Annotated in this window: 18 protein-coding genes and 2 riboswitches; of the genes, 5 read left to right on the top strand and 13 right to left on the bottom strand. The window is 48.5% G+C overall.

The genetic code is table 11. The features are described from left to right. Positions 1-215: 215 nt before the first annotated feature. From dagF to R6242_RS06220, 11 genes are all read right to left on the bottom strand, one after another. Positions 216-965, bottom strand: a complete 750-nt coding sequence (dagF, locus tag R6242_RS06270; RefSeq protein ID WP_318425144.1) for a 2-dehydro-3-deoxy-phosphogluconate aldolase — start codon at positions 963-965, stop codon at positions 216-218. Further along, complete coding sequence (locus R6242_RS06265; RefSeq protein ID WP_318425142.1) at positions 956-2080, bottom strand: DgaE family pyridoxal phosphate-dependent ammonia lyase; 1125 nt, start codon at positions 2078-2080, stop codon at positions 956-958. The genes dagF and R6242_RS06265 overlap by 10 nt, the downstream gene beginning before the upstream one ends. Next, on the bottom strand, positions 2064-3200 hold the full coding sequence (locus R6242_RS06260; protein ID WP_318425139.1) for an amidohydrolase/deacetylase family metallohydrolase: 1137 nt from the start codon (positions 3198-3200) through the stop codon (positions 2064-2066). Before R6242_RS06260 ends, R6242_RS06265 begins: the two co-directional genes overlap by 17 nt. A gap of 552 nt (positions 3201-3752) precedes the next feature. Continuing rightward, complete coding sequence (locus R6242_RS06255) at positions 3753-4415, bottom strand: DUF4310 family protein (protein WP_318425136.1); 663 nt, start codon at positions 4413-4415, stop codon at positions 3753-3755. A gap of 10 nt (positions 4416-4425) precedes the next feature. Next, positions 4426-5199 carry a DUF4311 domain-containing protein gene (locus R6242_RS06250; RefSeq protein ID WP_318425133.1) on the bottom strand — a complete coding sequence of 258 codons (774 nt, stop codon included), beginning with the start codon at positions 5197-5199 and terminating at the stop codon, positions 4426-4428. Positions 5200-5211: 12 nt separating this feature from the next. Further along, positions 5212-5520, bottom strand: a complete 309-nt coding sequence (locus R6242_RS06245) for a DUF4312 family protein (RefSeq protein ID WP_318425131.1) — start codon at positions 5518-5520, stop codon at positions 5212-5214. After that, positions 5521-5883 (bottom strand): SFCGS family glycine-rich protein, encoded by a 363-nt coding sequence (locus R6242_RS06240; RefSeq protein WP_318425128.1) that lies wholly within the window; start codon positions 5881-5883, stop codon positions 5521-5523. Positions 5884-5928: 45 nt separating this feature from the next. After that, entirely contained in the window at positions 5929-6249 is a 321-nt protein-coding gene (locus R6242_RS06235; RefSeq protein WP_318425126.1) for a hypothetical protein, read from the bottom strand. 444 nt (positions 6250-6693) lie between these two features. Then, a complete protein-coding gene (locus R6242_RS06230; protein ID WP_318425124.1) occupies positions 6694-7374 on the bottom strand; it encodes an amino acid ABC transporter permease in 681 nt (226 codons plus the stop codon). Further along, positions 7371-8105: an amino acid ABC transporter permease gene (locus R6242_RS06225; RefSeq protein WP_318425120.1), complete on the bottom strand. Its 735-nt coding sequence runs from the start codon at positions 8103-8105 to the stop codon at positions 7371-7373. The genes R6242_RS06230 and R6242_RS06225 overlap by 4 nt, the downstream gene beginning before the upstream one ends. Before the next feature lie 212 nt (positions 8106-8317). Next, positions 8318-9121 (bottom strand): ABC transporter substrate-binding protein, encoded by an 804-nt coding sequence (locus R6242_RS06220; RefSeq protein WP_318425117.1) that lies wholly within the window; start codon positions 9119-9121, stop codon positions 8318-8320. A 289-nt stretch (positions 9122-9410) separates the two neighbouring features. On the opposite strand from R6242_RS06220, the gene R6242_RS06215 reads away from it, so the two are divergent. Next, positions 9411-10196: a M949_RS01915 family surface polysaccharide biosynthesis protein gene (locus R6242_RS06215; RefSeq protein WP_318425114.1), complete on the top strand. Its 786-nt coding sequence runs from the start codon at positions 9411-9413 to the stop codon at positions 10194-10196. A 187-nt stretch (positions 10197-10383) separates the two neighbouring features. Beyond that, complete coding sequence (locus tag R6242_RS06210; protein WP_318425111.1) at positions 10384-10926, top strand: putative metalloprotease CJM1_0395 family protein; 543 nt, start codon at positions 10384-10386, stop codon at positions 10924-10926. Positions 10927-11000: 74 nt separating this feature from the next. Here the strand turns inward: R6242_RS06210 and R6242_RS06205 are convergent, their stop codons facing one another. Together R6242_RS06205 and R6242_RS06200 are read right to left on the bottom strand one after the other, a co-directional pair. Continuing rightward, positions 11001-11756: a type IV pili methyl-accepting chemotaxis transducer N-terminal domain-containing protein gene (locus tag R6242_RS06205; protein ID WP_318425108.1), complete on the bottom strand. Its 756-nt coding sequence runs from the start codon at positions 11754-11756 to the stop codon at positions 11001-11003. Positions 11757-12243: 487 nt separating this feature from the next. Further along, positions 12244-12546 (bottom strand): c-type cytochrome, encoded by a 303-nt coding sequence (locus R6242_RS06200; RefSeq protein ID WP_318425105.1) that lies wholly within the window; start codon positions 12544-12546, stop codon positions 12244-12246. Between the two features lie 175 nt (positions 12547-12721). Here R6242_RS06200 and cysG point away from each other — a divergent pair, with 175 nt between their 5' ends. The 3 genes from cysG to R6242_RS06185 all read left to right on the top strand — a co-directional run bounded on the left by cysG (position 12722) and on the right by R6242_RS06185 (position 18844). Next, on the top strand, positions 12722-14104 hold the full coding sequence (gene cysG / locus R6242_RS06195) for a siroheme synthase CysG (RefSeq protein ID WP_318425102.1): 1383 nt from the start codon (positions 12722-12724) through the stop codon (positions 14102-14104). 594 nt (positions 14105-14698) lie between these two features. Continuing rightward, positions 14699-16690, top strand: a complete 1992-nt coding sequence (locus R6242_RS06190) for a S41 family peptidase (protein ID WP_318425099.1) — start codon at positions 14699-14701, stop codon at positions 16688-16690. 233 nt (positions 16691-16923) lie between these two features. After that, positions 16924-17042, top strand: a riboswitch (glycine riboswitch). A 38-nt stretch (positions 17043-17080) separates the two neighbouring features. Continuing rightward, a riboswitch (glycine riboswitch) is annotated at positions 17081-17178 on the top strand. 265 nt (positions 17179-17443) lie between these two features. Further along, positions 17444-18844: an L-serine ammonia-lyase gene (locus tag R6242_RS06185; RefSeq protein ID WP_318425096.1), complete on the top strand. Its 1401-nt coding sequence runs from the start codon at positions 17444-17446 to the stop codon at positions 18842-18844. Positions 18845-18939 lie beyond the last annotated feature (95 nt).

Below are 18939 nucleotides of genomic sequence, written 5' to 3'. Positions count from 1 at the left end.
GCCTCGCTACCCCTTTTTCGAAACCCCGAGCAGCTTATTCCTCGCTTCGGCGTGCTTCAAGGGGGATTTAAGCCCCGTGCTGAAAGCGTGGTCATTACGTTTTTGTTGTTGTCTGCTAATACAAAAACAAACTAGTTAGCGCGTATGAAGTTCAACCCGCGAGCCAAACTAGAAAGCCCGCGGGTTTCACCCGCCCTACGAATACAGCCGCGCACTTAGCCCAGCTTTGCCTTCACCATTGCCAGCAAAGTGGCCACATCTTCTGGGCGGGTGTTGCCGCTGGCTTTGTCGATAATCGAGCTATAGATATGGGGGATGATTTTTGTTACCCCAGCGTCCAGCGCGATGCTGAGGATTTCTTCGAAATTTTGCAGATCAATTCCACCGGTGGGCTCTAACCAGAAATCATTGGCCGCGCAGGCTTTGGCCACGGCGATATATTCATCGCGGTATTTCAGGCCGTCCATTGAGAAATACTTTACCGAATTGCCGCCCATATCTTTCAGCATGGCAATGGCGGTGGCAACCGGCACAATGCCATCTGCCTGCTGGCTACTTAAAGGGCCAGTAGAGATTTTTACCATGCCAACTTGGCCGGTAGGGGAGATTAAGCCATTCACCACCGTATTATCTTGGCCAACAAGGGCACGGGCGGGGCCAACGCCGGTGAAAACTTGGTTAATATGCTGTGGCTGAATCTGGCGGCTGATCTCATTCACCATCGCTGATTGCCTAGGATCGCCTGCTCCTAGGCCCACAGAAATCGCATTCTTAATCAATTGGGCATAGGCCTGCATATCTTCAACGGCACTGGCTACATCGGGGTAGTTTTTAGAAAGTAAGCCCACCACCACTGCACCCTCTGCGGCCTGATAAATATCTACAGCATTTTGCTTAGTACCGCCTAAAACATTTAAACACACACGATCACGATAAAAATTTGGGCTTAATTGGCTTAATTGCATAGTGATTTTTCCTTTAATAATTGCTGAATCTGCTCGCTAATGGTGACAAGCTGGCTGTCACTGACGCTGCGCACATCCACCTCAACCTTGCCCTCATTAGCTTTGTACTCTCGGAAATAAATAGCGATAGGGCCACCTTTAAGCGCGGCCACCATTTCGACGGCGCTGCGGCCCAAAGCGGCCTGATCAAAGGATATTTCTGTACGGGCAATATCACGCCCTGCGCCATCCCAAACCACTTTGGCGCTAATGCCATGAATCTCGTTGAGCGCCGCAATAAAGGGCTGCATTTTGGCGACCATTTGCTCGCCGCTTTCTTTCTCCCGCAATAGATAGCTTTCGATGGCGCAAGTCAGGCCCAAAATGCCTTCTTTGCCAACCTTCATCGCGCGGCCAATACCTTTGCCCTGCTTTTTAACCCAAGCCACATACTGCTCACGGCCCAGCACTAGGCCGCTGGACGGGCCTTCGATGGCTTTTGCGCCGCTGTAAATCACCAAATCTGCGCCAAGCTGATAATAAAGACGCAAATCTTCTTCAGCAGCAGCATCCACAATCAAAGGCAGGCCATGGTTTTTAGCTACAGCCACCGCTTCTGCCACGCTCAACATACTTTTTTGCACGGTATGGTGCGATTTAATATATAAAATCGCGGCGGTATTGGGCGTAATCACCGCAGCCAACTGCTCAGCCGAGCACTCATTGGCCCAGCCCGCCTCAACCACCTTGCCGCCGCCAAGCGCCACCATCGTCGCTATTGGCGCGCCGTAATTCACGTTATGGCCTTTTGCCAGCACAATCTCGCAAGGGCCATGAATAGGCTTGGCATGTAAATTAAGCAGCAAATCTGCATCGTCTTTAATAATTACAGCGGCCACCGCCTGAGCGATTCCGGCGGACGCGCAAGACACCACCACCGCGCTTTCTACCCCCAGCAAACCCGCAATATATGTACCGGTTTTATCGACTAAATCTTGCATCTCGAAATAATGATTGAGCCCCAGATTAACCGCCGCCACCACTTCAGGCTGCGGGGTAGACACGCCCAGAATAGTCATCCGCCCAGAAGCGTTAATTACCGGCTTAAGTTGGTACTTTTTATAAATCGAAGACATGAGCTTTTTTTCCTTCTTCAGTCAAAAATACCTTAGCTGCGACAATCGCTGCCAAAGGCCTGAGTTGGTGATCAGAAATAAGCGATTCGCCCTCACAATCACGCTGGGTATTGGGCGTTTTATCCAGAGCAAAAATCGAAATATCAGCATCAAAGCCAACAGCAAGTTGACCTTTACTAGGCAAATTAAGCGCCTTAGCCGCATGGGCAGTTACGCAGTTAATGACCTGCGCGAGGCTCATACCCAAAGACAGAAACTTTGCCATCACCGGGGCCAAGCCATAGACCGGGCCAGCGATGCGGTTGCGGCAGTAAATATCCGAGCTAATCGTGTTCGGCAAAATACCCTGAGCAATCGCTTGCCTTGCCACCGCAAAACTAAAGCTCGCCCCGCCATGCCCCACATCTAGGCAAACACCGCGCTTCATCGCCCGATAGATACTGGGCCGTACTACTCCTTCGGTATTCAGAATGCGATTAGGTTTGCTGTTATAGCAGTGGGTTAAAATATCGCCCTCATCGAGTAGCTCGGCAATATCATCCAAATCGGGCGGGGTATTGCCCACATGCACCATCAGCGGCAGATGGCGATGTTTTTGCTGAATCGCCTTGGCCATTTGCAAAGGGATAATCCCATTGCCACCCACCACGCTTGCGCTTAAACGCGCTTTTAAGCCAACAATAAAATCTGGGAATTGGCCAATCGCCTGGCTGGCGGCGGCCGCATCAATATCAGCCAAATCAGCCAGCTCGTGCTGAGTGACCAAACCGATACGTGAAATATTCAATAAAGCCCGCACCTCGGTTTGGCAGTCCTGCGCCAGCTGATAAAAATGCGCAATATCATTGGCCCCACAACTACCTGCATCCACCACCGTGGTCACGCCACCTGCAATACCGACTAAATCTGGCTGATCGTTATAAATAGGGGAGGCCGAATAGCAATGCACATGGCCATCAATCCAGCCTGCGCTGGCATAAAACTGACCTTTTAAATCCATAGTTTGACGAGCTTGGGCATTGATCTGGCCAATGGCCGCAATCTTGCCGTCCTTCATCGCAATATCAAAAATGGCATCGTCTGTGGGGCTCACTGCACGACGGATGATTAAATCAAACATGGGATTCCTTTTTTTTTGCTGCTTATACCGCATCCAAGCTGAGCCAACGCCTGCAGTGTCTTTCGTAGGGCGGGTAAAACCCGCCGAGCAATACTGAAAAGTACGCGGGTTGCACCCTGCGCTAACCAAAGTCAAAAAGACCTTCTTAGTGCCTTCGGCACGTTGATTTTGGAGCGGTAGCCACCGCAGGGGCCTTCCTTTCTTGCTTCGCCAAGAAACGAAGCCAAAGAAGGCGACCCCACGAAACACGAAGGCCCCTGCGCTGCGGACAATCGAGTCGGCGGCAGGCGGGATTCGCTCGTTCCTCGCTCCCTGGCCGAAACCCCGCCCCGCTTGTTCCTCGCTCCGGCGTGTTTCAAGGGGACTTTAAAAAGCCCTATGCAAAGAGCGTGGCCATTACGTTGTTTCATTGTTTGCTAATTCAAAAGCAAACTGGTTAGTGCATATGGAGTTTCACCCGACCTGCGAATAGCTGTTTTTCTCCGTGAAACTCCGTGTTCTCTGTGGCCTCCGTGGTTCAAGATTTGGGTTTCCCAGCAGCAAATCAGTAAATCAAACAATCGCCACCGGAAACACCGAGCCAAATAACATCGCGCCTAAAATAGCGCCGCCAGTAATAGGCTTGCCCCAGAGGTAGAATGCTAATGCGCCGATTAAAGAACCCACACCAATGGGGATTGATGCGCCAATGGCCGTGATAATGATCAAGGGCCCTAAAAATCGCCCGGATGAATTACCCGCCCCCATCATCACATCGGCACCAAAGGTTGAATTGGATTGGTTCACGGTAAACTTGCGCGCTAAAATAATAATCCCGCCAATGGCGCAGCCAATCACCATGCCTGTGGCAAGCGCGGCAAAAAAGTTATCCAGCGGATAAGTCACGCCTGCGCCCAAAAACATGGCGGGAATACCTAGACCCACGCCGGTCATAATCGCGCCGCCGATATCTAAAATACCCACCAGCGCACCTTCAATAATCCGTGCAAATAAAAAGCTCGCCCCAAAGGCCGCCACCGCGCCATAAACGCCGGTATCCATTCCCGCACGCAGCATCGAAACAAAAGCCACTTCATTGAATGCGCCAATGCCGTAGACGTAATACATATGCGTTCCGGCAAATACCCCCGCTGAAAGCAAGCCTACAAAAAAAGGAAAACTCCAATCGGCGAACCAGAAATTAGCCTGTACTTCTTCTTTAGTCAGTTCAGTCATTTTTGTCTCCTTAAGGCTTCAGCGTGGCGTGCAGCAGCTCATACCAAGCCGGTATGGCTAAATGGAAGGATTGAATCATTTTTAAATCAAAGCCACGGAAGAAGGCGCTTAATACAAACAGCATCACCACGCTAAACATCATTGATTTGGTGATTTTGTTCCAGCCACCATCATCAACGCCTTTACCAATCAAGATGCCCAGCACTAGGCCCGGCACGGCATTGCCCATAATGAGCTGTGCCAAACCACCAAAAATCGTCCCCCAAAAGCCTGAGCGCTTACCCGCTTCAATCGCTGCTAGCCAAAAAATCACTGGCATGATGATATTGACCAGCATATTGGCCGCAGGCACCAAGACTTTAATGGCGGTCACTTGTAAAGAAGGCGGCACTGCCGAGGCCGTCGTATTTAAAAAGGCCACCACCGCCATGCCGATCAAGCCACAGGCCAGCGCCATTTTTCTAGGGTTGTGCAGGGTTTCGGCAAGATTTGGATTTTTGCTCATCAGCGCCGCAGCACCCCAATGTGGAATCACGCGGTGATCCACATCCTGAGTAAACGCCCCAGCGGCCACAGAAGAAGCCCAAGCATTAAAAAAGAAACCCAAGCCAAAGGAGAAATGCGAAGCCGCATCGCCCTCACAAGAATTAAGCTCGCCTAAAGTACGAAATGCCCCAATCCCCTGTGCCGTTGGCGCATGAAACATCCGTGCAGCCCCCGCTCCAACAGCAAAACCAACCAAGCCACCAATCACCAGCGACTTCATCAATATCATCAGCAACATACGGCCTTCCTCTTAGGACTTGGATGGGTGAGCAGTAAAAGACACCTGATTGGTATCAATCGCCGTCACACTCACGCTGACTTCCAGCTGCACTTTGTAATGCGAGCGAATCCGCGGCAAAAACAAGAATAAAAATCGCTCCTTCCTTTGAGCCTCCTCAGCCTTTAGCACCAGCACATCTTGCGGCTCGATACGCAGCAACACCTTTTGGCTGCCTGCCATCACGGCACGCTGCACTTGGGATAGCGCATCGGCAAAGGCCTTGTCCTTGCTGTTGCCCATGCCGCTCACAATCACCTTGCTCTGGAAGTGTTCTTTCATTTAATTGCCGTACTTTTTCTGATAAGCCACAACAAGGCGCTGGCCCAGCTCTTCCTTATCCATAAAGCCAAAGCCTAGGACGATGTAGCCTTCTTCAATCGCAGTAATGCCTTCTTCAACCGAGCGCATGCCGTATTTCGCTTTATAGCCATGCTTGGTCTGCGCCGTAATTGCCCCGGCTCCGCCGCTACCGCAAAATGAAATACCCAGCTGCGCGTTTTCAGCCTTCATTACATCGCCTAGCTTCATATCAGCAGCCATACCTGGAATCACCACCGCACGCCCCTCTGCCAATTCAACACCAGCACCCACTTTTTGGCCTTTACCTAAACGATCGCCAATTACCACGGTGATTTGAGTCATTTTTAATTCCTTTTTAATGAAGTGCTTATTGCGCGGAGATGGACGTTATTTATTCTTTGCCACTTCAAAATGAATTGATAACAGCAGCGCTTCCTTGTTTGGTAAATTGCCAAACATTGCAGTTACCGTTTCGGATAGCCGCATCGCAGGGACCGAAATTTCGTCGAACAAATCGGCATCAAAATCAGGCAAACCCTCACCGGTTAAAGAGCGCCGCGCCATCGCCTTGATATGCGAATCCATCTTCATTTGCTGCACATCGCTGAGGTATTTGTTTTCTGCCTCCAGCAGTTCAGTAATCTGCCCCAGCACCCGCTCTGCCAAAGCCTGAATCTCTACCTCGCTTACTTCTGTAACTTCACCCATGTTGTCTCCCAAGCCCGTCATAGCCAGCTGTGATTAATTCGATGACTCATCGTAAGCAATCTGGGATGCGCTTTGTACCTGTTTTATTTCCACTACAAAGTGGAAATTTGAGGGCTAGTGGAAATGGCAGGTGGAAGTCGCGATGGGGGACGTTGAGGAAATCCTATCAACGTAAGGAAATGTTTTTCGTAGTGCGGGTGGAACCCGCGAGCGATGCTGAAAAATACACGGGTTTCACCCGCACTACGATGATTCAATGTTTGTCATTACGTGGCAAACATGGCTTATTGCTAAGTTGATAGGATTGGGCTTTAAGGGGAGGTGGGGGGCATTACAAAAGGAAACAGGCAAAACAATGCTGTTTCGCCTGTAGGTAATACTAGAACTAGGGTGCAAAAATCACTTGCCTAAATGCAAGCTTAAATAAGCTACTTCTTGGCATAGCTAAGCCGCCAAACGCTTAGCCAGCACTCTCTTCCCCAGCCATTGCACGGCGGTGCAGAGCAGCAGGTACACCAGGGCGATAAAGCCGAAGACTTCCAGCGGGTAGACTTGTTCGCGGCTGTTTACTTGGCTGGCGACGAAGGTAAATTCGGCGACGCCAACGATATAGGCCAGTGAGGTGTCTTTCACCAGCACTACCCACTGATTCACAAAGGATGGCTGCACAATTCTTAAGGCTTGCGGCAGGATGACGAGGCTTAAGACTTGATAGCGATTTAAACCGCTGGCGTGAGCGGCTTCCCACTGGCCATCTGGCACGGCGCGTATGCCCGATTGCACGGTGTAAGCCAGATATGCGCCAGAAACTAAGGACAGCGCGGCAATCACGGTGAGCACGCCAGGGATATCGATGCCAAAGGCAATCGGTAGTAAGAAGTAACACCAAAAAATTAGCAGCAAAACGGGGATAGCGCGCAGCAGCTCGCAAACAGCCAGCAATATCCGCCGCAGCCAGCCTTGGCTGAGCGTGAGGCTAATGCCCCAGACTAAGCCTAAAACACTGGCGAGGATGGCGGCGCTAGAGGCCAGAATCAAGGTGAGGGCGATGCCACCCAGCGGGCCGTTGGGCCACGCGCCAACCAAAAAGAACAGCAAATTATTGCTAATCACATCCGTATTCATGCCCACCTCCGTAACGGTACAGCCACGGGGCCTGCTAAAGTGCGCTGCACCAGCACAATCAGCAGCACGTAAAACACGCTAGCCACGGCAAAAGCTTGGAATGTCAGCAGGGTTTGGGCGTCGATCTGGCGTGAGCGATAAGAGAGCTCCATCACGCCGATCGCCATGGTGAGCGAGGTATTTTTAATGGTATTAAGCCATTGCCCCAAGAGCGGCGGCCATGCGGTTTTAATCGCCTGCGGCCAAATCACCCAGCGTAAAACATCTAGGGGGCTCAGCCCCAAAGCTCGGCCCGCATTCCACTGGCCTTGGCTTACGGCATTCATGCCAGAGCGAATATCTTCGGCAATAAACGCCATAGCGTAGAGCGATAAAGCCACCCATGCCGCCATAAATTCAAACGAGGGCAAGCCTAGAAATAAATCCCCTGCCTGCCAAAGCACATGCGGGCTATTCAGCCATAGCATCCAGCTTTCAGGCAGTAGCGAGCCCACAGCAAAATACCAAAACAGCACTTGCACCAGTAGCGGAATATTAAGGATCAGCTGATGCGGCAGCGCCAAAATTCGGCTCTTTAATTGATGGCGTGCAATGCCTAGCAGCACGCCTAATACAGTGCCAGTAAAGATCACGGTGCTAGAGAGTAATAAAGTAATCAGCAAGCCTTGGCCCAGCGTCAGAATATGCGGCCAATCTAGCCAGCCATTGCCCAGCCATGCGGGGGGATTCATTTCCCTTACTCCAATAAAAAATGCGCAAGGGCAAGCCCTTGCGCTAAAAGTCGAGAATGTCGATACCAGGAGATAAAACAATGTCTAAAACAAGCTGCGTTTGTGCGGTACAACAACTACATCCACACTCACACGGCCTTTACTACACCTACACAAAAACTTGTTCCTCATCTGCCCACTGAGCAGCAGCAAAGCAGGGAGGGGGAATCACTTTAAACTTTGTCACCAATCTTAAAATCACGCGGTAGGGCTGCGCGGCTTTTGGGGCCAAACCAATGATCGTAAATCTTCTTTGCCTGACCAGACTTCTCTAGCTCCAGCAAAGCGTCATTCACCTCTTTGCTCAGGCGCTCTTCGCCACGCGGGATGCCAATAGCCTGATATTCACGCGTTAATGCAAAAGGGGAAATCTCGTATTTAGTTTTGTCCGGCGCATTGGCCAGCAATGCCAGCAGCTTGGCGTCATCTTGGGTAATGGCTTGTACATTGCCATTACGCAGCGCGGTGAAAGCCAAAGGCGTGTCGTCATAAGCCACCACTGGTGTGCTAGGGTATTTTTCGCGCAGCAGAGTTTCTTGCGTGGTGCCTTTATCTACGCCGATGCGCAGTTTGGCGATGTCTTCAGGGGTTTTTAGTACGCCTTTTCTGGCGATAAACTTTTGCCCAGTGGCAAAATAAGGGGTGCTGAATTCAACCTGCTTACGGCGCTCTTCGGTGACCGTAAAGTTTGCCGCAACCAAATCCACTTTATTTGCGGTGAGTAAAGGAATGCGATTAGCCGGATTAGTCGCCAGTAGCTCCAGTTTTACGCCCAGCTTTTTGGCAATAGCCTGAGCGATTTCCACATCAAAGCCAGCCAGCTGACGTGTTGTCTCGTTGACAAAGCCAAAGGGTGGGTTGCTATCAAATGCTGCTACGCGTAAAACACCGGCTTTTTTAATGTCATCGAGCTTATCGGCCAATGCTGGCCCAGTAATAGTTGTAAGAATAAGTGCTAGTAAAAGTGAGCGTTTCATGTTTTTTCCCGCATAAAGTTTTATTTTAAACTTGGGTGAATCTTTGCTTTAAGATTCAGAATTTGGTAATTAACTGCAATGAATGCATCATGCCTGATGGCTTAAAGCTTTAAAAAGAATTTAAAATTAGATTTATATAATTATTTAGAATATTAAGTGACGTAGATGTTTACTGAGTGGAGATATGCGTGGTTTTGCTAGGTCTTGCGTAAAATGCAATAAAAGTCATTTTTTGATAAAGGATTGTGAAAGCATGAGTAATTATTTTTGTCAAAAAGAGAATACCTAGATGCGATTTTTATTAGCGGCAGCGCTGTTGGCTTTGACGGCCTGCAAGCAACCCAGCCAGCCAGTGCAGGCGGATAGTAGCCATGCTTCTGCCCCACTTGGATTGCCAACTGAAGTGAAAGCCATTCCCGCTGGGATCAGCATCCAAGGGAAGCTGCGGCAGGCATTACGTTGGCAAGATAAAAGTGGTGATAATTTGCTGCTGCTTAGTCAGGCTGAGGGTGATTTTCAGCCCTCTAAAGATGGATCTGATGACGTACGTGATGCTCATGTCTACGCGGCACATTATTTACTCAGTGGCGATAAACCAAGGCGCTTATGGTTGCTGAAGGATGGGGTGGAGCAGTGCATGTTTGATGTGGCGGCCGAGTTTGATCTAGCCGCTACCCACGTGGCTGATTTGGATGGTGATGGTGTTATGGAAACCATCGTTGCTTATAGGCAGACCTGCACTAGTGATGTTAGCCCTTCTAATTACAAGCTTATTTTGCATGCAGGCAAGGCTAAATACGGATTGCGGGGCACAGACCGTTTCGGTGTAACCTGGCGGGATGCAGATACCGGCCAGCTGTCGGGTACACCACTACTTGCTGATTGCAGCCGCAACAGCCAGCAAGCTCTGCTTAACAGCAAAAAAACCGGTGGCTTTGATGAGCTGCCTTTACCAGGCTGCTATGCCGATGAAAAGGATTTTGCCGGAGCGCCCCCTGCATTTCTCTCTGCCATGCGCCAGCAGTGGCACAGCCTGATGCAGCAGCAAGAGGTCGAGTGGCATAAAAACCTATAATAACTTGGCAGGATTAACCGCTTTTTGCGAGCAGATGGCTTTATTGGCGCATCAATTTCACTTTGAACCATGTGTATTTCAGAACCAAAAATTTTAAATAAACACAAGAGAATACAGATAGGCGGATGGTTTTCTTTCGATTTGAGGGTGGTATAATTATCTATATCGCATAAGTGATTGACGGATCATGAGCAATATAGCCGGAGTTTTTTCTGCTGCATCTCCACCGCCCAAAGTTCAAACTTTGGCGGCACTGGGGGAGTCTGCCAGCAAAACTAAAACGGCAAATACGCAAACCAAAGCAAATGGGGAGCCATTAAGTGATGCAGAGCTTGCCACGATAGAAAAACTAGCTAAGCGGGATAGAGAGGTGCGCCAACACGAGCAAGCGCACCTTGGTGCAGCGGGGGGCTTAGCCACTAGCGGTGCAACTTATTCGATGGAGACAGGGCCAGATGGAAAGCAATATGCGGTGGGAGGGGAGGTAAAAATTGATGTTAGCCCAGGCCGGACACCAGAAGAAACATTAAGTAAGGCTAGAATAATTCAAGCGGCGGCTTTAGCCCCAGCAGATCCTAGCGGGGCGGATCGCGCTATTGCTGCAGAGGCCGCCACAATGGCACAAACCGCTCAAATGGAAATCGCCAAACGCAGCCCCTCCGCGCAAAAGCTGGCCACGCATTATGGTCAGAATGATTACCCACACAGCACTTTGGCGATATCGGCTTAGCCACTTGTAAAAGCGGCTAAGCACTTTGTTTACAACAAACTGCCTTTGCATTTAAGTAGCCTCATTGCAATGGCTTAGTTGCCCATTTTTTCGTACTGACCTGCTATCTTATCCATGACTTCTAATAAACGTTCGCTAGTGCTGGCGATGTTTTTATCTGCATCACTATCTAGCCCACTCAGCGCGTTCTCTAAAAACACCCATTGCATTTGCGCTAGATCGAGCTGCTTGATAATGGAGGGGGTATTTTGCGGGGATGCACGCAAGGTAAGCAGGCCAGCGGAAAACTCTTTTTGAGCCTGAGCTTGCTGTTGTTTTAATGCTGGGTTTTGCTTGCCCCAGGTTTGCAAACAAGCAGTTTTAGCAAGGCGCTGGCTGAGCATGCGCTGACGGCCCGCAATGCGAATCAATTTGCCCTGCGGCTTGCCGAAGCTTGCTTCTAGGCGTTTTGCCAACTCACCTGCATCGTATTGCATCACTTCGGCAATATCATCCAGCTGCTTGGCTGTTTCTGGCTTGGGTGGAGTAAGCGCGAGTGTGCGCATGTTTTGCCACTGTGTTTCTTGTTTTTTTACTGTTTCAATACTTTCTGGTGCTGTTGCGCTTTCCAAAAGATTACTTAGCTGAGCAGAGAACTGTGTAATAGACGAGCTAATTTGTAATTTTGCAGCATCGCTTTGAATCCCTCGACCTTGCTGGCAATAGGCTTTCACAATGCGTTGGGTTAGCATGCGCTGCCCGCCGATAGCACTAATCGCTGCGCTAGGGCTGAGCACAGTTGCATGAGCCATGAGGGGCAATAAAAGGAAAGGAATTAAAATGATACGCATGGAGCAATCTCGTTAAATAAATTAAATATAGTCATATTTTGTGCTTGGTTACATAAAGCAAAAAAATGACCCCCGTCTAGATAAACTCAGAGCGGGGGTTTAAATGAGCGGGGATGCTCAGAATGCCGAAGTTTAGCGTGATCTATTGATATGCAGTAGCAGGTAAATTACCCATTTATTCTATTTGATCTTGCCGTTGACATATGAATACGTTGGCATGATGTTTGCTGCTAACACACTTGGTGTTACCCAGCGAGATCACAAAACAAGCCGTTCACGAAATACACAAAAATCACGGGTAGATGCCACTTTGCGAGCAATTTTTGCTGTATTTAAACCATAAAACGCCTAATCAATCCCTTAGAATGTAAAGCAAAAAAAATACCCTGATGAAGAATAAATCGAGCAGAGACGATGCATTTTTGTCGGTTTTTTCGTGCATTGAGTGTTTTTCGTGGACGTGAGATGTTGTGCGTAATATGGGTAATTACTTAATACTTAGTACCCATTTCGCCAAATCTTTTGCTTCGGCATCGCTTACGGTATTAGGCGGCATAGGCATGGCACCCCAAACACCACTACCGCCTTTTTTGATTTTATCTGCCAGTTTTCCTGCGGCACTGGCATCGCCTTTGTACTTGGCGGCAACGTCTTTATAGGAAGGGCCAATGAGTTTTTTATCGGTTGCATGACAGGCGAAGCAGTTTTTGGCTTTGGCTAAATCAGCTGGGGCGACGGCATAGGCGCTGCTTACAATAAATAGGCTGAACAAGAAAATCACTTTTTTCATATTATAACTCCTGAGTAGTCAATAAAATACAGGCAGCATGTTTGTTTGCTGTCAGTAAACATGAGATACGGCTTTCTATATTTGATTTAGATCATATCTATAGCTGAATGTGATTTTGCAAATGCAGAAAGACTAGCTCAAACTACTGCCAAATAGAATTTAAGGTTACTTGAGTATGAATTACTTCCCACTTTTTTTAAATTTACACGAGCAAAATTGCTTGATTATTGGTGGTGGTGATGTGGCTGCGCGCAAAGTTCGCTTGCTGGCCGCTGCGGGTGGGAAAATCACGGTGGTCGCCCCACAGCTCTGTGAAGAGTTGGCGAGCGCTGCCGTTGCGGGGAAATTAATCTATTTGGCCGCTCGTTTTTGTGAAGCACAACTGCAAAATGTAAGACTAGTTATTGCTGCCACTAATAATGAAGAGGTTAATCGTCATATTTTTGAGGCCTGTGAGGCGCGCGGTATTTTAGTGAATGCGGTGGATGATCCCGCTAGCTGCCGTTTTATTACCCCTGCTATTGTTGATCGATCACCACTGATGATTGCTATTTCTACCTCGGGTGGCGTGCCGGTGCTGGCGCGGCAATTACGCACCCAGCTTGAGGCGCTTATCCCACATGGCTACGGCGATTTAGCCCAAATGGCGGCTGATTTTAGAGATGAAGTTAAAAACACCCTGTCAAGCACAGATGCTCGTAAGCAATTTTGGGAAAAAACTCTCGCCGGGCCTATCCCAGATATGGTGTTTGCTGGCCAACATGCAGCAGCGCGTCAGGCATTAAGCGATTCGATTAAGGCCGATGCCGATGCCCCCTTACAAGGTGCGGTGTATTTAGTAGGCTGTGGGCCGGGTAATCCTGATTTACTGACCTTTAGAGCCTTACGCTTAATGCAGCAAGCCGATGTGGTGCTGTACGATAATCTGGTTTCTGCGCCTATTTTAGAAATGGTTCGCCGTGATGCCGAGCGGGTTTATGTAGGGAAAAAATCCAATAACCATGCCGTGCCGCAAGAAGAAATAAACCAGCTTTTGGTGCGCTATGCCCAGCAAGGTAAAAAAGTTTTGCGCTTAAAAGGTGGCGATCCATTTATTTTTGGCCGTGGCGGCGAAGAGATCGAAGAGCTTGCTGCCGCAGGCATTGCCTTTGAAGTAGTGCCGGGCATTACCTCGGCGGCGGGGGCATCGTGCTACGCCGGTATTCCGCTCACCCACAGGGATTACGCGCAATCGGTGACTTTTGTCACCGGCCATCGCCGTGATGGTGAGGTGGAGCTCGATTGGCCTCGTTTGGTTAGCCCCACGGAAACGGTGGTAGTGTATATGGGCGTGGCGCAGCTAGAAAAAATTTGCCAACAATTAATAAAGCACGGTAGGAATCCAGACACTCCCGCTGCGATGGTCGAAAACGCAACGCTGGCTAAGCAGCGTGTGGTGGTGGGCACTCTAAGCAACCTACCGCAGCGTGTGGCCGAGCGCGGCATTAAGCCGCCAGCCTTGATTATTATTGGTGAGGTAGTCAGCTTGCACGATAAGCTGAAATGGCGTGAGGATTGATGTAAGCGCACTAAGCCCGCCTATCGCGCCAAGATCAATCGACTAAAAACTAATCTGAAATAAATGGAATCTAAGCACTAGCTCTTTTGCAAAGGGCTAGTGCTGCTTATCGTCTTGTGTTTTTTGTAAAATAAGATATTTTTTTTGCGGTATCTAAAATATTAATTAAAATTTTTTTTTGAATAAAAGTACTATTTAAACAATGACTACTTATGGATAAGTGTTTACACCACCTTGGTGACGGATGCAGATTGGCCTTGCTTTATGTTCAAGTGAAGCATGTTTTTTTAGATCTTATGTTTATTACTTTATATTAAATTGGATTGTTTTATTTTTCTGGTTTTGTTTTTTGTAATAAATATAATGCTGTTATGTTTGTTTTGTGTTGGTTTTTTTAAAATATTAAAAATAAAAAATATAATAAGATCAATGACTAATAACGATATGTATTACGGATGAGACAGGTTTTTTATGCCATTTTTTAGAAGATTGTTGACAGTATGTGTCAGTGTTGAAATACTGTATTGTCATAAAAAACCACGGTACTGAGCTTGTGAACTGTTAACCCTCATTTCATCTGAAGCAGGAAAAACCATGAAGCTAATTAAAGTTGCAACGATTGCATTGGCAATGATGTCTGCCTTTGCGCACGCAGAATTTAGAAATGATTTTTTATCGAATATCCGTTCAGAAATCAAGTTTGAAGAATTAAGCAGAAATGATAAACAGGTGTTGGCTGAGCAGGCTCAGTTATTGCTGCGCGATTTATATGTTAATCGCTATGCAAAAGATCTTTATTATGGCAATAACCCCGATTGGAATAAGGGCCACGTTAATCCGGCTGATGCAGTACAGCAGGTGATTAATAATTTGGATAAATTAAGCACTGCACAATTACATACCAAGTTAAGCCAGATTTTTTTGAATCAGCGTGATTTGCATCTAAATTATAATTTTCCTCTACCACACGCGGCATTTTTAAGCTTTTTGCCGATTAATTTTGCCCGTACCACCCAGGGTGCAGAGCAAAATGAAGTGCGCATTGATCGTGTTTATCCACGCTATTTTGATGCCTTGTTGTCTTCAATAAGAAAGCCTGAAGTAGGCGATCAAGTGCTTGAATACGGTGGGCTGCCCATTAAACAGGCGGTAAATAAAGTGGTGATTAGTGGTGCTGGGGCTAATCTATATGGCGGTTTTTCCCGTGCTATTCAGAAAATGACGTTGGTTTCACAATCATCTAATGTGCCTCCAGAAAATGATCGAGTTTTAATTAAATTACGCTCGGCTAAAACAGGTGAAATCTATTCAATTGATTTGCCGTGGCTGGTGCAATATGACGATGCTGCCTTGCAGCCTAAAGCCACTACTACGGCAGCGGCAAAAGCATTAAAAGATCAGGCTTTTTCGCAAAGCGTAGAAAAATATCAGGAACAATATAATCAGTTTGTTAGCCGCAATACGGCAGCGGATGATACTCAGGGTTTTATTAAGTATCCCACCTCAGAGCCAACTATTACATGGTCTATTGTCCCTAAGGGCGATAAGCAGCTTGGCTATATTAATATCAGCAGCTTTGTGCCGCAAAACCCCGATCAAGCTGTAGAAATTATTGCCGGTTTATTGCGCAATCAGCTGGCTAAAACGGATGCATTGGTGGTGGATGTCCGCAGCAATGGCGGCGGGTATATCAGCTATGCAGATAAATTACCGCAGCTATTTAAGCCAGGTAAAGCCACGACTAGCTCGGCACGCCTATTAAATACCAAGCTTAATAATCAGTTCTTGAATCAAGATGATTTCAGACAGTATTGGCCAGAGTGGGTAAAGCTGATTAATGACGCAGCTAAAACTAAAAATACCTATAGCAAAACAGGGGTATTTACTTCACCGGCAGAAGCCAATGCATTGGGTCAGGCTTATTACAAACCGGTGGGGGTATTAGCCAATGCCCGCAGCTATTCGGCAACCGATTTGTTTACTTGCCAGATGCAAGATAACGGCGCGGCCACAATCTATGGGGAAGACCCAGCCACTGGGGCGGGCGGTGCCAATGTGCTGGAGCACGGCTTTTTTGCAGAATTAGGCCCGAACTGGTTTAAGCCGCTGCCAGGTGGGGTATCCATGCGTGTGTCTTGGCGTCAATCAGTGCGCGGTGGTTATAACCCGAATACCATTATTGAAGACTACGGTTGCCAAGCTGACGTGAATGTACCGCGGGTCTTAAGTGATTTAAGTAATGGTGATCAAACCCAGTTTGATAAAATTGCGGCGGATTTATTGGCTAAGCCGGTGAGCAAATCTAGCTTTCAGTTCTTAAGCCCCGTTGCGGATGTGATTACGGTGAAAGATGCTGCGGGAACGCTGGATATTCAGGTAGCTGAAACAGAACACGTAAAGGTTTATGTGGATGATCAGCTATTTGAAACAAAAACCGTTTATGCCTATGGCACGCCGCAAACGGTGCGTTTATCGCTACCGAAAAAAACAGCAGGACAATCCTATGTGATTAGTATTGCTGGGGTAGATGCTGGGCAGGCGGTGTTGTGGAACACTAAACGCGTGGTGAAGGTGCTGGCTCAGTAAGTGAGAGCATTGCGCTGATTAAAAAAGAGCAGGCTTTGGCCTGCTCTTTTTTGCCTGTAATCTCTATGAAATTTAAACTTTATTGCAGGATATTTACACCATGATGTGGGCTTATCTTGCAAAGCCCTCACTCAGGCTTATTATAATTTATTGTTGATGATGATCTAGGGCTAATCGTGAATTGACAGCTTGCGCAAGCTTGACTAGATTGGCGCAGCTAGGTGGGAATATCCACAGCGATGACAGGAGAGACTGTGCCAGATTTATGGCTTGCATCAGTAAGCTGCAAGCGGCGTAGCGCCGAAGGGGAATCGCCCAGAAAACTCTCAGGCAAAAGAACTGTCATGGCTAGGTTTTGTTGGAATAGATTGTGACGCGATCTAAACAAAACCAGAGCACTCTGGAGAGTAGGCTTAAATGCCTCGCCGAAGAAGCATGGCCGACACGTCGCGCCGCAATCTCTCAGGCAAACGGACAGAGGGGCATCGCTCAGCCAGCGCTGAGCGGGCACCCTTGTCAACTGCTATCGCCCGCTTAACTCTGCTGTACTTCCCCATTTAAGATTTATAAAGAGCCGTGATGATATGTGCTGGATGATTAAGCCATTCAGCCTGCTGTTTCAGATTGAACGATAAGCGCTTATCTAGCTCAAACTAAAAATATACTTATAAACCGTTACCTTACGCGCACTGCTTGTCAGTGAGATTCCCATATTGAAATGGGGCTGCGTAGGAACCACCAGAGATACTCAAAATGGCTATCAGCGTTTTCGATTTATTTAAAATTGGCCTTGGGCCATCCAGCTCACACACCGTAGGCCCGATGCGTGCTGCGCGCACCTTTGCTCGCCGCTTAGAGAAAGACGGCCTGCTTGAAAAAGTGAGTAAAGTAAAAAGCGAGTTATTTGGCTCCCTAGGGGCCACCGGCAAGGGCCACGGCTCGGACATCGCCGTTTTATTAGGCTTACAAGGCGAATCCCCCCGTCTTGTGGATACCGATAAGGTGGATGAGATGGTGGCCGCGATCCGCGAAGGCCGCGTACTCAACTTGCTGGGCAAGCACGGTGTTGCTTTTGTTGAAGCCGAGCATCTGATCTTGCATAAGCGAAAAACCCTGCCTTTTCACCCAAACGGCATGATTTTTGAGGCCTTTGATGCAGAAGGACAGAGCCTATCTAAGCGCGCTTATTACTCGGTGGGTGGTGGCTTTGTAGTGGATGAAGCGGCCGTGGATGCTGGCTTTAACCCGCCAGGCGTCACTGAGCTAAAGCACCCATTTAAGAGTGGAGCCGAGCTATTAGCGCTGTGTGAGCGCCATGGCAAAAACATCAGCCAAATCATGCTAGAGAACGAGCTGGCTTGGCGCACCGAAGATGAAATTCGCGCTGGTTTGCTAGAAATCTGGGCGGTGATGCAAGCCTGTGTTAAACGCGGCTGCGAGCATGAGGGCATTTTACCTGGTGGGCTAAAAGTAAAACGTCGCGCCGCTGATATGTACCAAAAGCTGCTGGCATCCCCCGAAGCCGCGTTGCGTGATCCGCTAACGGTGCTGGACTGGGTGAATTTATACGCGCTGGCGGTGAATGAAGAAAACGCCGGTGGTGGCCGTGTGGTCACCGCCCCTACCAATGGGGCCGCAGGGATTGTTCCTGCCGTCATGCACTATTACGCCCGCTTTACGCCCAATCCGACGGATGACGGCATTGTGCGATTCTTTCTAACTGCCGGTGCGATTGGTATTTTGTTTAAGCTTAACGCATCGATCTCTGGTGCCGAAGTAGGTTGTCAGGGTGAAGTGGGCTCGGCTTGTTCTATGGCGGCAGGTGCCTTGGCCGAAGTGCTAGGTGGCACGCCCGAGCAAGTCGAAAACGCGGCCGAGATTGGCATGGAGCACAATCTAGGCCTAACTTGCGATCCAGTAGGTGGCTTGGTACAAGTGCCGTGTATTGAGCGCAATGCCATGGCATCCATCAAAGCGATCAACGCCGCCCGCATGGCGCTACGCGGTGACGGCCAGCACTTTGTATCGCTGGATCGAGTCATCAAAACCATGCGTGACACCGGCCGCGATATGAATACCAAATACAAAGAAACCGCCCGTGGTGGCCTAGCCATTAATATGATTGAATTGCCGGTAAATATTGTGGAGTGTTGATTGGGGCGTGATGCTTAACTGATGTTACGCAGGCAAAACCCAAATCTTGAACCACAGAGAACACGGAGTTTCACAGAGAAAAGCAGGCGCTAAAT

The organism is Iodobacter sp. CM08 (assembly GCF_033446605.1).
In the GTDB taxonomy this organism is placed as follows: Bacteria; Pseudomonadota; Gammaproteobacteria; order Burkholderiales; family Chitinibacteraceae; genus Iodobacter.
The sequence above is the reverse complement of the archived record's forward strand: the minus strand, read 5'-3'. Positions and strand labels throughout refer to the sequence as shown.